This is a genomic window from Pseudomonas sp. RT4P38 (assembly GCF_054897765.1).
Map to the genome: position 1 here is coordinate 3184719 of NZ_CM142703.1, position 20402 is coordinate 3205120.

At 58.1% G+C, this 20402-nt stretch carries 14 protein-coding genes and 5 pseudogenes; 11 read left to right on the forward strand and 8 right to left on the reverse strand.

The genetic code is table 11. The features are described 5' to 3' along the window. Positions 1-3: 3 nt before the first annotated feature. Complete coding sequence (locus ACYZT7_RS14845) at positions 4-963, reverse strand: AAA family ATPase (protein ID WP_008150800.1); 960 nt, start codon at positions 961-963, stop codon at positions 4-6. A 295-nt stretch (positions 964-1258) separates the two neighbouring features. Continuing rightward, entirely contained in the window at positions 1259-1612 is a 354-nt protein-coding gene (locus tag ACYZT7_RS14850) for a hypothetical protein (RefSeq protein ID WP_462041609.1), read from the reverse strand. Positions 1613-1929: 317 nt separating this feature from the next. On the opposite strand from ACYZT7_RS14850, the gene ACYZT7_RS14855 reads away from it, so the two are divergent. From ACYZT7_RS14855 to ACYZT7_RS14870, 4 genes and pseudogenes are all read left to right on the forward strand, one after another. After that, a complete protein-coding gene (locus tag ACYZT7_RS14855; RefSeq protein WP_462041610.1) occupies positions 1930-3324 on the forward strand; it encodes a hypothetical protein in 1395 nt (464 codons plus the stop codon). A 422-nt stretch (positions 3325-3746) separates the two neighbouring features. Beyond that, on the forward strand, positions 3747-8648 hold the full coding sequence (locus tag ACYZT7_RS14860) for an NAD-glutamate dehydrogenase (RefSeq protein ID WP_462041611.1): 4902 nt from the start codon (positions 3747-3749) through the stop codon (positions 8646-8648). Between the two features lie 829 nt (positions 8649-9477). Then, a pseudogene (ltrA, locus tag ACYZT7_RS14865) lies at positions 9478-10747 on the forward strand (group II intron reverse transcriptase/maturase). A 239-nt stretch (positions 10748-10986) separates the two neighbouring features. Beyond that, a complete protein-coding gene (locus ACYZT7_RS14870) occupies positions 10987-12177 on the forward strand; it encodes a reverse transcriptase domain-containing protein (protein ID WP_462041612.1) in 1191 nt (396 codons plus the stop codon). 196 nt (positions 12178-12373) lie between these two features. Here the strand turns inward: ACYZT7_RS14870 and ACYZT7_RS14875 are convergent. The 4 genes and pseudogenes from ACYZT7_RS14875 to pdxR form a co-directional block, all read right to left on the reverse strand. Then, positions 12374-12840, reverse strand: a pseudogene (locus ACYZT7_RS14875) (hypothetical protein). A gap of 227 nt (positions 12841-13067) precedes the next feature. Beyond that, a pseudogene (locus ACYZT7_RS14880) lies at positions 13068-13193 on the reverse strand (cupin domain-containing protein); the annotation flags it as partial. A gap of 97 nt (positions 13194-13290) precedes the next feature. Continuing rightward, on the reverse strand, positions 13291-13584 hold the full coding sequence (locus ACYZT7_RS14885; protein ID WP_462041613.1) for a putative quinol monooxygenase: 294 nt from the start codon (positions 13582-13584) through the stop codon (positions 13291-13293). Between the two features lie 122 nt (positions 13585-13706). After that, positions 13707-15140 carry a MocR-like pyridoxine biosynthesis transcription factor PdxR gene (pdxR, locus tag ACYZT7_RS14890; protein ID WP_462041614.1) on the reverse strand — a complete coding sequence of 478 codons (1434 nt, stop codon included), beginning with the start codon at positions 15138-15140 and terminating at the stop codon, positions 13707-13709. A 207-nt stretch (positions 15141-15347) separates the two neighbouring features. On the opposite strand from pdxR, the gene ACYZT7_RS14895 reads away from it, so the two are divergent. The 3 genes from ACYZT7_RS14895 to ACYZT7_RS14905 all read left to right on the forward strand — a co-directional run bounded on the left by ACYZT7_RS14895 (position 15348) and on the right by ACYZT7_RS14905 (position 17427). Then, a complete protein-coding gene (locus ACYZT7_RS14895) occupies positions 15348-15788 on the forward strand; it encodes a carboxymuconolactone decarboxylase family protein (RefSeq protein WP_462041615.1) in 441 nt (146 codons plus the stop codon). An 87-nt stretch (positions 15789-15875) separates the two neighbouring features. Next, on the forward strand, positions 15876-16853 hold the full coding sequence (locus ACYZT7_RS14900; RefSeq protein WP_462041616.1) for a LysR substrate-binding domain-containing protein: 978 nt from the start codon (positions 15876-15878) through the stop codon (positions 16851-16853). A 52-nt stretch (positions 16854-16905) separates the two neighbouring features. Next, a complete protein-coding gene (locus ACYZT7_RS14905) occupies positions 16906-17427 on the forward strand; it encodes a GNAT family N-acetyltransferase (RefSeq protein WP_462041617.1) in 522 nt (173 codons plus the stop codon). Positions 17428-17429: 2 nt separating this feature from the next. Here the strand turns inward: ACYZT7_RS14905 and ACYZT7_RS14910 are convergent, their stop codons facing one another. Further along, the gene (locus ACYZT7_RS14910) at positions 17430-18128 is read right to left on the reverse strand and encodes an aspartate/glutamate racemase family protein (protein WP_462041618.1); all 699 of its coding nucleotides are present in this window, start codon (positions 18126-18128) and stop codon (positions 17430-17432) included. A 149-nt stretch (positions 18129-18277) separates the two neighbouring features. On the opposite strand from ACYZT7_RS14910, the gene ACYZT7_RS14915 reads away from it, so the two are divergent. Then, positions 18278-18772: a hypothetical protein gene (locus tag ACYZT7_RS14915; RefSeq protein ID WP_462041619.1), complete on the forward strand. Its 495-nt coding sequence runs from the start codon at positions 18278-18280 to the stop codon at positions 18770-18772. Between the two features lie 56 nt (positions 18773-18828). On the opposite strand, the gene ACYZT7_RS14920 is transcribed toward ACYZT7_RS14915, so the two are convergent. Then, on the reverse strand, positions 18829-19230 hold the full coding sequence (locus ACYZT7_RS14920) for an integrase core domain-containing protein (RefSeq protein ID WP_462041620.1): 402 nt from the start codon (positions 19228-19230) through the stop codon (positions 18829-18831). A gap of 57 nt (positions 19231-19287) precedes the next feature. Between ACYZT7_RS14920 and ACYZT7_RS14925 the strand changes: the two are divergent. The 3 genes and pseudogenes from ACYZT7_RS14925 to ACYZT7_RS14935 form a co-directional block, all read left to right on the forward strand. Continuing rightward, a pseudogene (locus ACYZT7_RS14925) lies at positions 19288-19734 on the forward strand (nitrite/sulfite reductase); the annotation flags it as partial. 11 nt (positions 19735-19745) lie between these two features. Further along, positions 19746-19928, forward strand: coding sequence for a hypothetical protein (locus ACYZT7_RS14930; protein ID WP_462041621.1), 183 nt, complete (start codon positions 19746-19748; stop codon positions 19926-19928). Next, a pseudogene (locus ACYZT7_RS14935) lies at positions 19925-20400 on the forward strand (DUF934 domain-containing protein). Before ACYZT7_RS14930 ends, ACYZT7_RS14935 begins: the two are co-directional and overlap by 4 nt. The last annotated feature ends 2 nt before the right edge of the window (positions 20401-20402 follow it).

Below are 20402 nucleotides of genomic sequence, written 5' to 3' on the forward strand. Positions count from 1 at the left end.
GGGTCAAGCGACGGCTACGACGTCGAGAATCCGCTGGACCACCCGGTCCTGGTCGATGCCCGCGGCTTCGGCTTCAAAGGAAAGAATGATGCGGTGGCGCAGTACGTCGAACAGCACCGCTTGAATGTCTTCCGGGCTGACGAAGTCGCGACCGGCCAGCCAGGCGTGGGCCCGGGCGCAACGGTCGAGGGCAATCGAGCCGCGCGGGCTGGCGCCGTAGGCGATCCACTCGGCCATCTCCGGGTCGAATTTGGCCGGGGTGCGCGTGGCCATGACCAGTTGCACCAGGTATTCCTCCACGGCGTCGGCCATGTACAAGCCGAGGATTTCCTTGCGCGCGGCAAAGATCGCCTGCTGACTGACCCGGCGCTCGGGTTTGGTTTCGCCGTTCAACGCTTCGCCACGGGCCTGTTGCAGGATCCGACGTTCGACGGCGGCGTCAGGGAAGCCAATTTTTACGTGCATCAGGAAGCGGTCGAGCTGCGCTTCGGGCAGTGGATAGGTGCCTTCCTGCTCGATCGGGTTTTGTGTGGCCATCACCAGAAACAGCGGCGACAGCTCGTAAGTACTGCGCCCGACGCTGACCTGGCGTTCGCCCATGGCTTCGAGCAGGGCGGACTGAACCTTGGCCGGGGCGCGGTTGATTTCGTCCGCCAGCACCAGATTGTGGAAGATCGGGCCTTGCTGGAACACGAAACTGCCGGTTTCCGGGCGATAGATTTCCGTACCGGTGATGTCGGCGGGCAGCAGGTCGGGGGTGAACTGGATGCGATGGAACTGTGCTTCGATGCCTTCGGCAAGTTCTTTGATGGCCTTGGTCTTGGCCAGGCCCGGAGCGCCCTCGACCAGCATGTGGCCGTCGGCGAGCAAGGCGATGAGCAAGCGCTCGATGAGTTTTTCCTGGCCGAGAATCTGCGTTGAAAGAAAGGTTCGCAGCGCTAGCAGCGCTTCACGATGTTCCATCGATGACTGTTCCTGGAAAGGGTGACCGAAGACGTTCGAATAACGCCAGGGCTGGGGGCGTTACTTTAATCTATCGCGGGGGGCGGCGACTAACGGCATTTTGTGCAAAGTGTGCGAATTGATTGGCGAGATTGTTTGAATTTTGTAGGACTCAAAGGGTGGTGGTGTTCTTTCGGGCCTAATCGCGAGCAAGCTCGCTCCCACAGGTGACCGAGTTGTTTCATGAAAATGCGATCAAATGTGGGAGCGAGCTTGCTCGCGATGGGGCCAGTTCAGACACTCGAGAATCCGAGGCTTAGAGCTGGCTGATATAGGTGCCAGTGCCTTTAAGGATGTTTTGCAGTGTTTCTTCCACTTCGGCCAAATCCGCTGCATCAGTGCTGTGAATGATTTCCAGCGAATCATCACCATTGAGTGCATCCGCGTCCGCGGCGGCGATTTCGATCAACAGGCGGGTAGGGCTGAGGGTGACTTTCACACCGTCCAGCGTCGAAGGCTCGCCGTCGAGGGTGATGTCCAGCGCGTCCTCGTCCGGGTAACGGGTCATCAGGAACATGTCGCCCTGTTCGCTGTGGCAGCAGAGCATGGCCATGTCGTCTTCTTCGTCGTCGCACGGGTTGACGATCAAAAGGGGGGTGGTCATTTGCATGGGGAATTCCTGGTTCGAGGCGTCCGGTAAAGACAATCAAAGGAGCGATTTTGCCAGTCCGGAGGGTTTTCTGCTGCTTTGTATGTGTAATTTGCGCAAAAGCTACTGTGTTAGCGTTATTGCGGCCTTGTAGGAAGTTGCCGAAGGACCGCGGGTTTATTGTCGAAAGAAGTTTCATTGGGCGATGTAAGTAATAGTTCTTCTCCAACTTTAATAGTGGTTTCATGCCTTTTTTTCTTGTTTTTTTGAGTCTGGGCGTTAGTTTGTTTTGCGAGTGATTGCTTCAGCAAAAAATTGAAAAAAAGGAGCGTGTTCTGATGGACCAGTTTTTCGAAAAGTCAAGCGAGGTGGCGCATCTGTCCGAGTCCGATATCGAGACACTGTATGGGCGTTATCTGTGTGGCGAAAAAAACGCTGATTTACTGCTCGAATACAAGATTGAGGTCGAACCTCGGGCGCTGCTCAAAGTGCTGCCGCCGATTATCAGCAAGCACCTGCGTTGCCCTTATTGCGACGTGCCGATGTGGGCAAAAAGGCGCGCGAAAACCACCCGCGAATCAGATGCTCCTCCCTTCAAATGCCTGCAATGCGAGCACACATTTTTTGCCGTCGGGCACTTTGGGCGGCGGATGGGCTGTACCTGTGTCGAATGCTTCAAGGTCAAACAGCAAGCCCTGGCCGCACAGGCTCAACTGGACCGGGACGAGTTGGCGAGGCGTTACGGTGTGATTCCTCAGCCCGTGCCGTGCCACACGCTGGGGTTTATGCAAAAGCTGGGGTTGGTGGCCCTTTTGGAGTCCCGGGCCAAACCAGGTCTGGAACGTATCGAACCGCTTGCGTCGATGTCGGGAGCGGAGCTACTCACGCCCGACGATGAAGCCTCGGAAGCGCTGCTCAGGCAGCTCTTTGAGGCCGGTGTTCTGGTGGTGGACCTCGACTCGACGATAAAGGCCTTCGATCGGGAAAACGCTTTTGGTATTCGAGACTTCGGCGCCATCCGCTGGCTGATAAATGTGACGCTGGACAATACAGTTAGAAGTTCATGTCAGGCCTTGTATGTGGCGTTGTATGAAGAACTTTCCGAAGGTGTTCAATTACCGTGGAAGAGTGAGCTTTATACGGCGTTGTTTGATCTGGCGAGAAAAGAGGCGATTCAATTCATCCATGTTCTGGCTAATGAAGTCGACTTTATGTTTACGGCCGAAAGTCGTGCCGAGTCGGTAGTCAATCAACTGCTTCAGGATTTTTCTGTTAGCGAGATTCATTATTTCGCACGGCTTGCGGTTAAGAATGCCGCGCACTTTTATCAAACCGGTAAATCCAAGGGCAGGTCCCATGCCTCCAACACCATTCCTGGCAACATGCTGAATACCGCGCAGGATGCCTTGGCCAAGCATTGGCGCAAGCGTGCTTATCGCGATTCCCGGGTGCCTCAATCGGCGCTGCATCGGCTTTTGTATGACGTCGTGCTTAAGGACAGCGGGGCAGGGTTCTCGAAATCTCCCGGCATTTACTGGCGCGACGAACTGGCGCCGCAGTTCTTTTCAGGCGGAACATTTGGTGCGGATTTGATCGGTGGCCTGCAATTGTTCTGCCGTGAATGCGATTCGAGCAACATCGACGTGAAAATGGACAAGGTGATGCTGGAAATGCAGTGTTACGACTGTGCGACCGTCAGCAAGTACCAGGCTTTTGAGGATCTGATTGATTGATCTGCCGGCGACATGTTGAGAACGTCCTGGCGTCTGTTGGTCACATCCGGTACGCGCAACGCGTATTCGCTGCTTAAACCAGCCATTTTTCCGTACGGCTGCTAGTGTTGTCCCAGGCACATGCCGCGAGTTACGTGCCGATGACCGAATATGTCGCAGCGCTGCAAGCACGGGCCTTGCCGCACTCGTTAAGCTGCGCAACGGATGAGCACCTGTAAAGACATTGCGCGGCACGTCGCCAGTCGTTTTTGCAGATGCCCATTCTATGGAAGGTGAATGTGACCTGAGTGTCTCGTCCAGCTTCACCCACCTGTCACCCTGTTTCCTCTGCCCGAGAATCAGGAACAGGGTGACGGATAGCCCCGAAAGGGGTTTTGCACGCGACGCTTCCATCAATAACAAGCCCAAGCGGAGTACCACAGATGGCGTTCTTCACCGCAGCCAGCAAAGCCGACTTCCAGCACCAACTGCAAGCGGCACTGGCGCAGCACATCAGTGAACAGGCACTGCCACAAGTGGCGCTGTTCGCGGAACAATTTTTCGGCATCATTTCCCTCGACGAGCTGACTCAACGTCGGTTGTCCGACCTCGCCGGCTGCACCCTTTCTGCGTGGCGCCTGCTTGAGCGCTTCGATCACGCGCAACCACAAGTGCGCGTCTACAACCCTGACTACGAACGCCACGGCTGGCAGTCGACCCACACCGCGGTCGAAGTGCTGCACCACGACCTGCCATTTTTGGTGGACTCGGTGCGTACCGAGCTGAACCGTCGCGGCTACAGCATCCATACCCTGCAAACCACTGTGCTGAGCGTGCGTCGCGGCAACAAGGGCGAGTTGCTGGAAATCCTGCCGAAAGGCACCCAGGGCGACGACGTTCTGCAAGAGTCGTTGATGTACCTGGAAATCGACCGTTGCGCCAACTCGGCCGAACTGAATGTCCTGAGCAAGGAATTGGAACAGGTTCTCGGTGAAGTCCGCGTTGCGGTCGCCGATTTCGAACCGATGAAAGCCAAGGTCCAGGAAATCCTCACCGGCCTGGACAACAGCCAGTTCGCCGTCGACCCTGAAGAAAAAGCCGAAATCAAAAGCTTCCTGGAATGGCTGGTGGGCAACCACTTCACCTTCCTGGGTTATGAAGAATTCGTGGTTCGCGATGAAGCCGACGGCGGCCACATCGTCTACGACCAGGATTCCTTCCTCGGCCTGACCAAATTGCTGCGCACCGGCCTGACCTACGATGACCTGCGCATCGAAGACTACGCCGTGAACTACCTGCGCGAACCGACCCTGCTGTCGTTCGCCAAGGCTGCACACCCAAGCCGTGTACACCGTCCCGCTTACCCGGATTACGTGTCGATCCGTGAAATCGACGCCGACGGCAACGTCATCAAGGAATGCCGTTTCATGGGCCTGTACACCTCCTCGGTGTATGGCGAGAGCGTGCGGGTCATCCCGTACATCCGCCGCAAGGTCGAAGAAATCGAACGCCGTTCCGGCTTCCAGGCCAAGGCTCACTTGGGCAAGGAACTGGCTCAGGTGGTTGAAGTGCTGCCGCGGGACGACCTGTTCCAGACCCCGGTCGATGAGCTGTTCAGCACCGTGATGTCGATCGTGCAGATCCAGGAACGCAACAAGATTCGCGTGTTCCTGCGCAAAGACCCGTACGGTCGCTTCTGCTACTGCCTGGCCTACGTGCCGCGTGACATCTACTCCACCGAAGTGCGCCAGAAGATCCAGCAAGTGCTGATGGATCGCCTGAAAGCCTCGGACTGCGAGTTCTGGACCTTCTTCTCCGAGTCCGTGCTGGCCCGCGTGCAACTGATTCTGCGTGTCGACCCGAAAAACCGTCTGGACATCGACCCGCAGCAGCTGGAAAACGAAGTGATCCAGGCTTGCCGCAGCTGGCAGGACGACTACTCGGCCCTGACCGTCGAAACCTTCGGCGAAGCCCAAGGCACCAACGTGTTGGCCGACTTCCCGAAAGGCTTCCCGGCCGGTTACCGCGAGCGTTTCGCCGCGCATTCGGCTGTGGTCGACATGCAGCACCTGCTGAGCCTGAAAGAATCCAATCCGCTGGTGATGAGCTTCTATCAGCCGCTGGGTCAGGTCTCCGGCCAGCGCATGCTGCACTGCAAGCTGTATCACGCCGATACGCCGCTGGCGTTGTCCGACGTGCTGCCAATCCTGGAAAACCTCGGCCTGCGCGTGCTGGGTGAGTTCCCGTATCGCCTGCGTCACAACAGTGGCCGCGAGTTCTGGATTCACGATTTCGCGTTCACCGCCGCTGAAGGCCTGGAACTCGACATCCAGCAACTCAACGACACCTTGCAGGACGCTTTCGTCCACATCGTGCGCGGCGATGCCGAGAACGATGCGTTCAACCGTCTGGTGCTGACCGCCGGCCTGCCATGGCGCGATGTGGCGCTGCTGCGTGCCTACGCTCGTTACATGAAGCAGATTCGCCTGGGCTTCGACCTGGGTTACATCGCCAGCACCCTGAACAACCACACCGACATCGCTCGCGAGTTGACCCGGTTGTTCAAAACCCGTTTCTACCTGGCCCGCAAGCTCGGTACTGACGATCTGGAAGACAAGCAGCAACGCCTGGAACACGCGATTCTGAGCGCACTGGACGACGTCCAGGTGTTGAACGAAGACCGTATCCTGCGTCGCTACCTGGACCTGATCAAGGCCACCCTGCGGACCAACTTCTACCAGACCGACGTGCACGGTCAGAACAAGTCCTACTTCAGCTTCAAGTTCAACCCGCACCAGATTCCAGAGCTGCCGAAGCCAGTACCGAAGTTCGAAATCTTCGTTTACTCGCCTCGCGTCGAAGGCGTGCACCTGCGCTTCGGCAACGTTGCTCGCGGCGGTCTGCGCTGGTCTGATCGTGAAGAAGACTACCGCACCGAAGTCCTGGGCCTGGTAAAAGCCCAGCAAGTGAAGAACTCGGTCATCGTGCCGGTTGGCGCGAAGGGCGGCTTCCTGCCGCGTCGCTTGCCACTGGGTGGCGGTCGAGACGAGATCGCGGCCGAGGGCATCGCCTGCTACCGCATCTTCATCTCGGGCCTGTTGGACATCACCGACAACCTGAAAGACGGCGCTCTGGTACCGCCGGCCAACGTTGTGCGTCATGACGACGATGACCCGTACCTGGTGGTGGCAGCGGACAAGGGCACTGCAACCTTCTCCGACATCGCCAACGGTATCGCCATCGACTACGGCTTTTGGCTCGGCGATGCGTTCGCATCGGGCGGCTCGGCCGGTTACGACCACAAGAAAATGGGCATCACCGCCAAGGGCGCGTGGGTTGGCGTTCAACGTCACTTCCGCGAACGCGGGATCAATGTTCAGGAAGACAACATCACCGTGGTGGGCGTCGGCGACATGGCCGGTGACGTGTTCGGTAACGGCTTGTTGATGTCCGACAAGTTGCAACTGGTCGCAGCGTTCAACCACCTGCACATCTTCATCGACCCGAATCCTGAACCGGCCAACAGCTTCGCCGAGCGTCAGCGCCTGTTCGACCTGCCGCGTTCGGCCTGGTCGGATTACGACACCAGCATCATGTCCGAAGGCGGCGGGATCTTCTCCCGTAGCGCGAAAAGCATCGCGATTTCCCCGCAGATGAAAGAGCGTTTCGACATTCAGGCGGACAAGCTGACCCCGACCGAACTGCTGAATGCCTTGCTCAAGGCACCGGTGGACCTGTTGTGGAACGGCGGTATCGGCACTTACGTTAAAGCCAGCAGCGAAAGCCACGCCGATGTCGGCGACAAGGCCAACGATGCACTGCGCGTAAACGGTAACGAGCTGCGCTGCAAAGTCGTGGGCGAGGGCGGTAACCTCGGTATGACCCAGCTGGGTCGTGTCGAATTTGGCCTCAATGGCGGCGGTTCCAACACCGACTTCATCGACAACGCCGGTGGTGTTGACTGCTCCGACCATGAAGTAAACATCAAGATCCTGCTGAACGAAGTGGTTCACGCCGGTGACATGACCGACAAGCAACGTAACCAGTTGCTGGCGAGCATGACCGACGAAGTCGGCAACCTGGTGCTCGGCAATAACTACAAGCAGACTCAGGCCCTGTCCCTGGCGGCCCGTCGTGCCTTGCCGCGGATTGCCGAATACAAGCGTTTGATGAACGATCTGGAAGGCCGCGGCAAGCTGGATCGCGCCATCGAGTTCCTGCCGGCTGAAGAAGCGATCAACGAGCGCATCGCGGCAGGCCATGGCCTGACCCGTGCCGAGCTGTCGGTGCTGATCTCCTACAGCAAGATCGACCTCAAGGAAGCGCTGCTCAATTCTCAGGTGCCGGACGACGATTACCTGACGCGCGACATGGAAACCGCTTTCCCGCCGACCCTGGTGAGCAAGTTCTCCGACGCCATGCGCCGTCACCGTCTGAAGCGCGAAATCGTCAGCACCCAGATTGCCAACGATCTGGTGAACCACATGGGCATCACCTTCGTTCAACGACTGAAAGAGTCGACCGGCATGAGCCCGGCGAATGTTGCGGGTGCCTATGTAATAGTTCGGGATATCTTCCACCTCCCGCACTGGTTCCGGCAGATAGAAGCCCTGGATTACCAGGTTTCGGCTGACGTACAACTGGAGCTGATGGACGAGCTGATGCGTCTGGGCCGTCGCGCTACGCGCTGGTTCCTGCGCAGCCGTCGTAACGAGCAGAACGCTGCCCGTGACGTCGCGCACTTCGGTCCACACCTGGCAGCGCTGGGCCTCAAGCTCGACGAACTGCTGGAAGGCCCGACCCGCGAAGGCTGGCAGACCCGTTATCAGGCGTACGTCGCGGCTGGCGTTCCTGAGTTGCTGGCGCGCATGGTTGCAGGCACCACTCACCTGTACACCTTGCTGCCGATCATCGAAGCGTCCGACGTGACCGGTCAGAACGCAGCCGACGTGGCGAAGGCTTACTTCGCCGTCGGCAGCGCGCTGGACATCACCTGGTACCTGCAACAGATCAGCGCTCTGCCGGTTGAAAACAACTGGCAGGCCCTGGCCCGTGAAGCGTTCCGCGATGACGTCGACTGGCAACAACGTGCGATCACCATCTCCGTCCTGCAACAGGGCGACGGTACCCAGGACGTGGAAACTCGTCTTGAGCTGTGGATGGAAGAGCACGAAGGCATGATCGAACGCTGGCGCGCCATGCTGGTAGAAATCCGTGCCGCCAGCGGCACTGATTACGCCATGTATGCGGTGGCCAACCGTGAGTTGCTGGATCTGGCGTTGAGCGGTCAAGCGGTGGTGCCCGCCACTGCCGCTGCCAGCGTCGAGCTGGAGCCGGCTGCCTGATCAGGCGTTGAGTAAAAAAGCCCCGTCTCGAAAGAGGCGGGGTTTTTTTTGGTGCGCCAGGCATGGCGCGTTGCGCGAAGCGCAACCAGCTTGGCTGTGGTGGCCACGCTGGTGACTTGGAGGTGAAAGTCCTCTACACACCCGGCAAGGGGAAGTGTTAGCCAGAGGCAAGGGTGTCGCGGGTGACTGCGAATCTGAAGGAAGCCCGAGGCAAAATGCTGGCCTGACGAACAGGAAGCGGATTAGGCGGTGCAGCGGGGTAAGGTAGCCAAAATTGCCAAAGCCCAATACTTGCGTGTGTCACGAACGCTGGCGTAAGCCAGCGATGCTGTATCGAAGATGGGAGTAGGCCTCCCGAAGTCCGCTTGCAGGAGCTGGCTTCAAACCGCCCGGTGCTGCTGCGTTCAAAAGGCGTGGTGGTGAGCGACCGTGGAAAAGGCGTCAATAAAGGCGTCAGGTACGTATTGAGCAGATGAGCGAAAGCAAACCGTCCGAAGACGCATCGTTAAGGGCTCAAGCGCTGTCAGAACCGAGGCTGGCAAGTAGCCTTGAGAGCAAGTCTGGAGGACACCTGCTTACCGTCCAGATGGCAGCCGGTGTATAGGCGGCATGAGCTCAATACAGGCTTTGATATGGAACGTGAGAACCTCGCCTTTGATGCCAAGGGAAATGACAAGCGGCTATCACCGCAAGAAAGAATACCGATGCAAAGGCCGAGGGGCGGAGCCATTCGTAGTAGTGATGAAGTTCTTGTAATGAGAATGGAGCGAAGGGATGGCGTTGCCCAGCTCGCCTATGTCGTCAACCGGCTTCGGCGGGGAAGAGCGGCATGAGCGCAGCAAAGTCGTACAGCATTTCCAAACTGATAGTTTGGGAGGCCTTCCAGCGAGTGAAAGCCAATCGAGGAGCCGCTGGGATAGATGAACAATCTATTGCCCAGTTCGAGCAGAAGCTGCAACGGAACCTGTACAAGGTTTGGAACCGCATGTCGTCGGGTTCCTATTATCCGCCACCGGTTCGGCAGGTGGAAATTCCGAAGCAATCAGGAGGCAAACGCAAGCTGGGTATTCCGACAGTAGCCGATCGGGTGGCTCAGACCGCCGTCAAGCTGCTTATAGAGCCGCGTCTGGACTGTCTTTTTTCATTCGGATTCCTATGGATACCGGCCGGGAAAATCAGCCAAACAGGCGGTCGAGATCACTCGCAGGCGCTGCTGGAATATGAATTGGGTGGTGGAGTTTGATATCAAGGGGGCTTTTGATCATATCGATCATGAGCTGCTGCTCAAAGCTGTGAGGCATCATGTGAAGGATGTCTGGATTCTGTTGTATATCGAACGGTGGCTTAAAGCGCCGTTTGAGACTGCTGACGGCGTTCAGGTACCACGTGAAAGCGGTACACCCCAAGGTGGGATTGTCAGTCCCTTATTGATGAATCTGTTCATGCACTATGCGTTCGATGCCTGGATACAACGGACTTTTCCAGGTTGTCCATTTGCACGCTACGCCGACGATGCGGTGGTTCACTGCCGTAGCGAAAAGCAGGCGTGTGAGGTCATGGCGGCAATCAAGGCCCGTCTGGAAGAGTGCCTACTGACCATGCACCCGGAAAAGTCGAAGATCGTTTATTGCAAGGACAGTAACCGCAAGGCAGCGTACCCAACGACGCAGTTCACGTTCCTGGGGTTCACCTTCCGGCCACGGGAGGCATGGGGCAATAATGGACGCCGGTTTACCAGCTTTCTGCCCGGAGCCAGTAATGAGGCGTTAAAACGAATGCGTCAACGAACTCGCAGCTGGAATATCCAACGGCAAACACCAGCCAGCCTTTTTGAACTGTCAACGCAGTACAACGCCATTCTTCGTGGATGGTGGAATTACTATGGAGCTTTCTACAAAACGGTGATGCACAAGGTCTTCAATCACTTTGATTTGAAGCTGCAACGCTGGGCCCGTCGGAAATACAAGCCATTGGCGGGGCGCAAGCGCCGCAGTGCTGACTGGCTCAACCGAATGAAGGAAGCATGTCCATCGTTGTTCGTGCACTGGCATGTCTATGGAGATGAGTCTCGACTGGGCAACGGGAGCCGTATGAGTTGAGAGGCTCACGTACGGTTCTGCGAGAGGCTGAAGGTGAAACTCCTACGGCCTACTTACCACGGAACGCTGTGACGTAGATCCGACAGGCATAAGCAGGAAGGTCGCGCGAATTACCCTGGGAGATCTGCACGTTTGCCTGAGTGCTACCGAGCGCCGCGAGGCGACGGGATGAACGCGCAGAAGTCAGCCGAGGCCGTAGTAAGTGACGAGTAACTCCGTCACCAAGGGCCGAACAGGTTATGCCGCCAGTAGGCGTCAGAGTCTCGTTGAATACCGAAATGCAGAAATTTCTCCCAGAGAAGACTGTCACTCCGAGTCCCGGACAGAATCCGAGGATGACGGCTGACAGCGCAGAGGTATCGGCGGCATCTGTGACGTGGACGAACGCGGAGCCGGACACGCTGATGGCGCGGGTGCTCGCGCTGGCCAACCTCAAGCGTGCGTATCAACGCGTGGTCAGCAACAAGGGCGCACCGGGTGCCGATGGCATGACGGTCGACGACTTGGCGGGCTACGTGAAACAGTATTGCGAAACAGCCCGAGCCCATGTGGCGGCGGGCCACCGCTGGTGTGTGGAGCTCGATCTGGAGAAGTTCTTTGATCGAGTCAACCACGATGTCCTGATGGCTCACGTGGCGCGTCAAGTCGAAGACAAGCGGGTGCTCGCGCTGATCCGTCGTTATCTCGAAGCGGGAACGATGTCAGGTGGTCTTGTCAGTCGACGACAGGAAGGGGCGCCGCAAGGCGGCCCACTCTCGCCGTTGCTGTCGAATATCCTGCTCAACGAACTCGATCGCGAATTGGAACGGCGGGGCCATCGTTTCGTGCGCTATGCCGATGATGCGAACATTTATGTACGCAGCCGTCGTGCTGGCGAACGAGTGATGAACAGCGTCGAATGCTTCCTGAGCCAGCGTCTGAAACTGACGCTGAATCGGGAAAAGAGCCGCGTGGCGCGACCGTGGGCCTGTGATTATCTGGGTTATGGGATGAGCTGGCATCAACAGCCAAGGCTAAAAGTGGCGAGGATGAGTCTGGGGCGTCTACGCGACCGACTCAGAGACCTGCTGCGCGGAGCGCGGGGCTGCAAGATGGCGAGCGTCATCGAGCGGATAAACCCCGTACTGCGCGGATGGGCTGGCTACTTCAAGCTCAGTCAGAGCAAGGGGTCTCTTGAGGAACTGGACGGCTGGGTGCGTCGAAAACTTCGCTGCATCCTCTGGCGCCAATGGAAGCAGTCCTCAACGAGGGCGCGTAACCTGATGGGCTTGGGGATCAACGAAGGACGTGCTCGTAGATCAGCGTCCAATGGGCAGGGCCCATGGTGGAACTCGGGAGCGTCACATATGAATCAGGCGCTGCCGAAGAAACTGTGGGATCGACTCGGTTTGATCTCGATACTGGATACGATAAACGGCTTAATCGCATAACCTGAACCGCCGTATACGGAACCGTACGTACGGTGGTGTGAGAGGACGGCGGATGTAAATCCGCCTCCTACTCGATTCTGAAGGATTTGGGGTGTCTGGGCGGGCCCCATCGCGAGCAAGCTCGCTCCCACATTGGTTTTGCGTCGTACACAGAACTAATGTGGGAGCGAGCTTGCTCGCGAAGGGGCCATCAACCTCAATACAACTTTTTGCCTTTATCGATCATCGACACTTTATCTGTCGGCCTGGTCAATAAATTACTGAGCGAGTTCGTTAATGTCAGCAACTATCTCTTCGCTGCGTTTATAGTCCGCCCATAACGGGCTGAGTTCTTTGGCGTCATGCCCTTGTGCAGTGCCGATGTAATTGAAATTCGTATCGTAGAAGTCTGTACTGACATCGGCCTTGATGTCCGAACTGCGCGATGTCATCAATTGACTGCGGCTGTCGACGATAGCGACCACATCCGGTTTAGCGGCCCTGAGACTTTGCATGTCCGGGCACAGCGTCACCGAGCCGAACCGAGACATGGGTGGCGCTGCTGCGGCCGACTGGCGCAGTGAAGATACCGTTGAGCGAACAAACAGCCGTCGGCGCAGTGGGAATTGAACATCCGGTTAAAACAGCGGCGATCGTCAAGCTACTGACAAGTGCAAGTTTCATAAGTGTTTCTCCAGTGAAACAACTTGAGTCGGAACGTTGAAGTTGCCGGGCGTCGGCAGTGATTCCAGACTAAATCTGAGCCTGCTGAATGAAATAGCCAATTCGGGCGCTTATCAGGTGGCCAATAGTTTTGTTTGGTTTAAAAGTGTGCGGTTAATTACACCGGGAAATAAAAAGGTGCGAATAGGTGGTTCAGGCCTTTTTATTTATGGCTGTACGTTCAGCTATCAGTTTTCCAGCGGGATCAACACTTTCTCGTCCGGGGACAACACCATAAACACCAACAGTTTGGCTGGCTTGGTCGCACTGGCATTTTTCGAGACCCGATGTTCCGAGCCGGCCGGTTCATACCAATCATGCGCGTTTAAACAACAAGATCGCCGCCTCCAGCTACTTCTGCAGGGGTACCCATTGCCCTGTAGGAGTAGCCGAAGGCGGCGACCTAATTTTCTAAACGATAGGAAAACTGTTGAAGTCGACGCTGTTGGCCAGGCGGCTGTCGATCAGGCCGATAAAGCCTTGTACTTCAGGGCAGTTGAAATGCATTTGCATGTCCGCTTCCGATTGCCAGCGGGCGCTGACAGTCCAGCGGTTGTCGTCCTCGGGGCAGCGGTCGACCATATAGGAATCACAGCCCGGTAGTTCGCGCAGGGTGTCGACAATCTTTTGCAGTTGCTTGCCCAGTTCGTCCGAGCGGCCGGCGGCGGCCTGCACCTTAACGGTATTGATCACTTCGTTGGACATTGCTCACACTCCTGAATCAGGCCGGACGAATCCTGCTCATTGAGGGATAACGTTTATGCAGGATAGGCCTGCATCCCCGGACCACCAATAGCCAATCGCGGGATAAAAACGCAGACCAATCGTCAGGCAACCTGCTGCAAAATGTCCCGCAGGCGGTCCAGGGCGATGTCGATGTCGAGGGTTTCGATGGCGCCAAAACCGAGGAAAAGCCCGGACTGTGGCGCTTGCTGATAGAAAAAGCTGTCGATGGGATACACCCCGACTTCGACCTTTTTCGCAAGTGTAATCACCAATGGAATATCGATAGGCACTTTGCACATAACCACCATATGGAACCCTGCGGTGGTCGGGACCGCCTCGAGCCACGGTGAAAGATCGCCGGCCATGCGCTCGAGGATCCGCTCACGACGCCCGGCATAAATCGTATGGCAGCGCCGAATGTGCTTGAGCAGACAGCCTTCGGCGATGAATTTGGCCAGCGCCCATTGGGGCAGGGTGGAGGTGTGCAGATCGGTGAGCTGCTTGGCGCGAATGACGGCTTCGAGAATCGCTGGCGGCAGGATCGCATAACCCAGCCGCAGCTCCGGCAGCAGGGTTTTCGAAAAGGTCCCGACGTAGGCGACGATGCCACGTTCGTCCATGCTTTGCAGTGAGTCGGTGGGCCGACCTTCGTAGCGGAATTCGCTGTCGTAATCGTCCTCGATGATGATCGCGCGCAACTCATGAGCCCGCTCCAGCAGCGCCACCCGGCGCGCCTGGCTCATCGGCATGCCGAGCGGGAACTGGTGGGACGGCGTGACGTAAATCAGCCGGGTGCCAAGGGGGATCTTGTCCACCTGAATGCCTTCGGCATCCACCGGGACACCGATCACCGTGGCGCCGTGGGTCCCGAACAACAGGCGTGCGGGCGGATAGCCGGGGTCCTCCATGGCGACAATGCTGCCGGGGCGCGTGAGCACCCGGGAGATCAGGTCCAGCGCCTGTTGCGCGCCGTTGCACACCACCACGTCTTCGTCCTGGCAATTAACCCCGCGAGAAAACGCGATGTGCCGGGCGATCGCATTGCGTAGCGCCGGCAGGCCCTCGGGCAGGCTGTAGAAACCCTTGGAAGCGGCGATCTGGCGCAAGGCGTGAGAGGTGCAGCGCCGCCAGTCATCCTGGGGAAACTGGCCCTTGCTGGTGGCGCCGCCGATGAAGTCGTAGCGCAACGAGCCTTCCAACGTCGGATGGCGCAGGAACATTGGCAGGTTGCGCCAGGACTCGATGACCTCGGCACTGGCCAACTCCGAATGGCTCTGTTTATGGGTGATTTTCGCCGGTCGGGCGTTGACGTAGGTGCCTTTGCCGATGACCCCGGTGAGGAAGTTTTCGTAGGTCAGTTGCGTGTAGGTGTCGGAAATGGTCTTGCGGGAAATGCCCAGCTGTTCAGCGAGTAAACGACTGGGCGGTAGCTGCGTCCCGGCTGCCAGGCGACCGGATTCGATGGCGCTGCGCAGTTGGTTGTACAACTGGCCTGCCAGGTCCTTGCGGCCGTTGATGACAACGTGAAGTTCCATACCGGCGAGGCTCCTGGGGCGATTGAGGCGCGTGTGCGTCGGGCCAGATTACCCGCATGAACGCCTGCGCAAAAGTTGCGTGGGCGAAAAACCTCCGATTGGTCTGATGCCTGAGTGGTCAACGGGTATTTCGCAGAATTGGATCTGTAACGCCAGCGCATCAACGCCTACCTTGAGGGGCACATATCCGATCCACGAGGTTGCTCCATGAACGCCCGCCTGGATTACTACAGCGCATCGCCCAAGGCGATGAAAGCGATGATTGCCATGGAGGCCTTGACCAGCAACCTCAGCATCGAGCCGGCCTTGCTGCACTTGATCAAAATCCGTGCCTCGCAACTCAATGGCTGCGCTTTCTGCACCGACATGCACTCGGTGGATGCCCGGCGACTCGGCGAAACTGACCGACGTTTGTATTCGATCGTGGTCTGGCGCGACAGCGGCTTCTTCAATCCGCGAGAGCGCGCGGCGCTGGCCTGGACTGAAGCCGTCACCTTGCTCTCTGAAAGCCATGTACCGGACGAGGTCTACGCGCAGGCCCGGGAGCAGTTCAACGAAGGCGAGATGGTCGATCTGACCATCGCCGTCACCACCATCAACAGCTGGAATCGCCTGGCGGTGAGTTTTCGACAAACCCCTGGAGGCTGAATCGATTTTCCACCCCGAGCGTCACATCAGGTTCATAAACGCTGCGCAGGATGAGGCTTTCAAGGACAGATCGACAGGGAGTCAGCGATGCCATTTATGGAAACCACAGCTCGTCAGCGCGTTGCCCAGTACCGCTCGCCCGTAGAAAAAACCTTATCCTGGGGCACACTGGCGGCAGGGATCGATCCGGTATTGGCGCAGTCCTTTCGGGTCAGTGCGCGCTGCGGCTGTTTCATGCAGGCGGCCCGCAGTCTTAACATCAAGGCAACCCAGCTGCGCAAACAATTGGCGCAGCTTGAAGCGCAACTGCAGTGTTCCCTGTTCAGCCATTTAGAGAATGGCGTTGCCCTCAGTCATGACGGGTTGCAGCTGCAATCGCAGTTGATTACCCTGGCCCACGAGCGCGACGTGCCGGTGATCGAACAACCGTTGATACGCCTGGCCGTCGCCGAATCGATCCTGCATGACATTCTCGGTCGCGACCTGGTTGCTCTGTTGCGGCGCAACGCCAGCGTGCGTCTGGACATCATTACCCTCGACAGCGAACTGTCCCTGCAAGCGGTCAGTGCCGATGTGGTGCTGTGGCTGGCCGGCACCGATTCACCACTGCCAGGCCCGAATTTTGCGGTTAGCGAGCCCCAACGTCTGGCACGGCTCGACTACCTGCCACACATCGCCAAACGTTATTCACGGGTCGCGTCCCGCCCTGACAGCCTCGATGACCTCGCCGATTTCCTGCTGGTGCAATGGCAGCATGACCGTCAGGTCGACAGTTTTCGGCCGTGGAATAGCCTCGTGGACCAGCGCCTGGCCGGGGTGGTGCAGTTGCATTCCTATGAGTTGATGCTGGAGATGATCCGTTGCAGCGCCTGCATTGGCCTGCTGCCCGGATACATCAGCCGTTTCGATCGCGGCCTTGTTGAATTGCCGGGGCTGTTCAGTCAACCGATGCAGCGCCAGGCGTGGATGGCGGTCAATGCTGAGTCCGAGGATTCAGCGCAGGTGCAGATGATCGTTGAGCTGATCCAGAACACCTTCAGTGAACGGCGGGAGTGGTTCGAATAACCTTCGGCGGTATAGAGTAAGCGGCCATGTCTGTATCAAGGATGAATCACCCATGCCCGCCACTGATGCTGTCATCTCCCTCGAACGTTTCAACGAATCCCACCTCGACGGCATTACCGCGCTCTACAACGACCCGGCCATTACCCGGCAGGTGCTGCAAATGCCGTTTCAGTCCACAGAGGTCTGGCGCAAACGCCTGGCGCCGGATAACGAGCGTGTGGTGCAACTGGTGGCGCTGCATCAAGGGATGGTCATCGGCAACATTGGCCTGGAGCAGTTTTCGCGGATACGTCGCAGCCACGCCGGAAATCTGGGAATGGCCGTCGCGACGGCGTGGCAGGGCAAGGGCGTTGCCTCGAAACTGCTGACGGCGGCGCTGGACATCGCCGACAACTGGATGAACCTGCAACGGGTCGAGCTTTCGGTCTACGCCGACAACGAAGCCGCCATCGGGCTCTACCGCAAGTTCGGCTTTGAAACCGAAGGGCTGTTTCGCGACTACGCAGTGCGTGACGGCGCGCTGGTGGATGCCTTGAGCATGGCGCGCCTGCGTCGCACACCCAAGGCCGGTTGAAGTCACTCGCCCAACGCGAACGCGAACGCCACCGCCGCCTGCGCATGCAGTTCGGTGGTGTCGAGCAAGGGCAGGGCGCTGTGCTCGGGCTTGATCAGCAGTCCGATTTCCGTGCAGCCGAGGATGATCGCCTGGGCGCCACGCCGGGTCAGTGATTCGATCACCTGCTGATACACCTTGCGTGACACCTCGCTGATCACCCCGACGCACAACTCGGCATAGATGATTCGGTGGACGGCCTGACGTTCATCGGCCTCTGGCACGAGCACGGTCAGCCCCATCGACGTGAGGCGCTCCTTCATAAAGTCCTGTTCCATGGTGAACGCTGTGCCGAGCAATCCAACCTTCAGCGCACCCGTATCGACGGCAGCCTGACCCGCCGGGTCGGCGATGTGCAGGAATGGAATGTCGATCGCTGCCTGAATCTGCCCGGCCACCTTGTGCATGGTGTTGGTGCACAACACCACGCAATCGGCGCCACCCGCCTGCAACCGTTGCGCCGCGTCCACCAGAATCGCCGCCGCATCGTCCCAGCGCCCGGCATGCTGGGCCTGTTCGACAGGCCCGAAGTCGACGCTGTACATTAGCAATTTCGCCGAACGCAACGGCCCGAGTCGGTCGCGCACCTGCTGGTTGATGAGACGGTAATACTCGGCGCTGGACTCCCAGCTCATGCCGCCGATTAGGCCGATGGTACGCATGTCGTGCTCCTGTTGATGGCAACCCTTTGTTCAAGCATGCCCTTGCCATGACCCCCAGCCAATACCGTTCACGCTTTTAGTCGTACGCCGGCAGCGCGCATCTGCCATGCTCAAAGTCCGCAACACCGCTTCAACAAAGGAACACCGCAATGGACGACGTACAGCAACTGGGTGAGATGCTTCGCCATTACGCAGAAAGCGAAGCGCACAAGAAGCAACTGTTCGAGTCGCAATCGGCCGTGTGGGCGACGCGCATTGGTGAGCTGTTCGATCAGATCCAGCAATGGCTGGAACCGGTCCAGGCGCCGAATCTGCTTGAGGTGAGCCGCGAAGTGTATGTCGCCTCGGGGCCGAACGTGCCGGCCGAGACGTCGACTTTCAAGACCGAGAAGCTGACGATTGTGATTGCCGGTAAACCGGTGGAGTTTGTACCGGATGTGATGGGTGTCGGTGGTCAGATTTCGCTGGCCGTGATGGGCCTGACGGCCGCGCGCTACGGCAGCATTTCGCTGGTGTGCCTGCCGCCGTCCAGTAGCTGGCAATGGCGCAAGACCAATGGGTTGAAAGATCCGGATACGTTTGCGTTCGATGCGAACTTTTTGGCGCAGCAGTTGCAGAGTTTGATTCCCCGCGAGCGTGTCTGAGAGGCATTTTTGTATTAGCCTCAGGAGCCACCCCTCTGTAGGGACCGGTACATCCTTTACACATTTGCGAGGCTTGAGACGCGTTTGGCGCCGCGTTCAAGCCTGCCTAAAGGGAAAGCGCAAAGGTGCAACTCCCACACGCCATCAGCCACTTCCTTTAGCGCGACATGCTCGTCAATCAGCGCTTCGCCCAGAAAGATCAGGGCCCCTTGCCACTTGATCTCACCATTCTTGCGCACCCGCCGTACTTCGACGTCGGCCCCGTACTCGACTGCTGGCAAATATCCTCGATAAGGTCTGAGTGACGGACGAAAGATGTCCGCTGGCGTTTTCATCTCCAGCGCCGTATGAGGCCGTACGTTATTGAAATCCTGTACGAAGTCCTCAAAGGCCAGCTGCTGGCGCAGCATGTTTTCCGCCGGCGGCCTGAGGACGGCGGCCTTTAGCGTGCGATGCATGCGTTCATGCCGACCGTTCTGATCCGGGCGTCCTGGCTTGATCGTTTCATGGTGGATGAGTTGAGCGAAGAAGAATTCCTGCCGCTGCGTTTGCAAAACGGTTTGTACATGCAAAAACACGCCTACATGCGGCGCGTGGCGATTCCATACGGCACGTTAAGCGCGCTGCAAATGCGTACGCTGGCGAGCATCGCCCGGGATTACGATCGTGGCTATGGCCACTTCACCACGCGGCAGAACATGCAGTTCAACTGGATCGAACTGGCTCAGGTGTCGGACATTCTCGAACGCCTGGCGCAAGTGGAAATGCACGCGATCCAGACCTCTGGCAACTGCGTGCGCAACATCACCACCGAAGCCTTTGCCGGGGTGGCGGCGGATGAAATGATCGACCCGCGACCGCTGGCGGAGATTCTGCGGCAGTGGTCGACCATCAACCCGGAATTCCTGTTCCTGCCGCGCAAGTTCAAGATCGCCATCTGCTCGGCGGAACAGGACCGGGCAAGAACAGCGCATTGGGCAAAGTCATCGGCCCGTCCTTCAGCGCCGCCGAAGTGCCCGAGGTGATCGAGCGGATCATCGACACGTTCGTCGATTACCGCGAGAGCGAAGAACTGTTCGTCGACACCTTGCAGCGCATCGGTCTGGAACCGTTCAAAGAGCAGGTCTATCCGAAGATGCTGGAGGTGTCGGCATGAACAATTTACTGCGACTGGAGGAGGGCGTGGCGCGGATTGTCGCTGACGATCCCTGGACCCTGGTCAGGGATGTCAACGATGAATGGCCGGCGGGTGCAGTGATTCTGCCGTTGACCCGTTGGCTTGAAGGGCCACCGCAAAAGGGGGTGTGGTTGGGGCCGGACGATGAGGTGGAAAGCCTCAAACCGTGGTTTTCACACCTGCCGCTGATTGCCCTGGATTTTCCGAGTCTCCGTGATGGCCGCGGTTACAGCCAGGCGTACTTGCTGCGCACTCGATTGGGCTGGACGGGCGAGTTGCGTGCGGTCGGCGATGTACTGCGCGATCAACTCAGTCACATGCGCCAATGCGGGTTCGACAGCTTCGCGGTTCGCGAGGACAAATCGGCTGAAGAAGCGCTCAAGGGATTCAGGATGAGTGTGCTGTATGGGCGTTCGGTGATTGAGCGCGACCGTTGTTTCGCCGAAGGTAAGG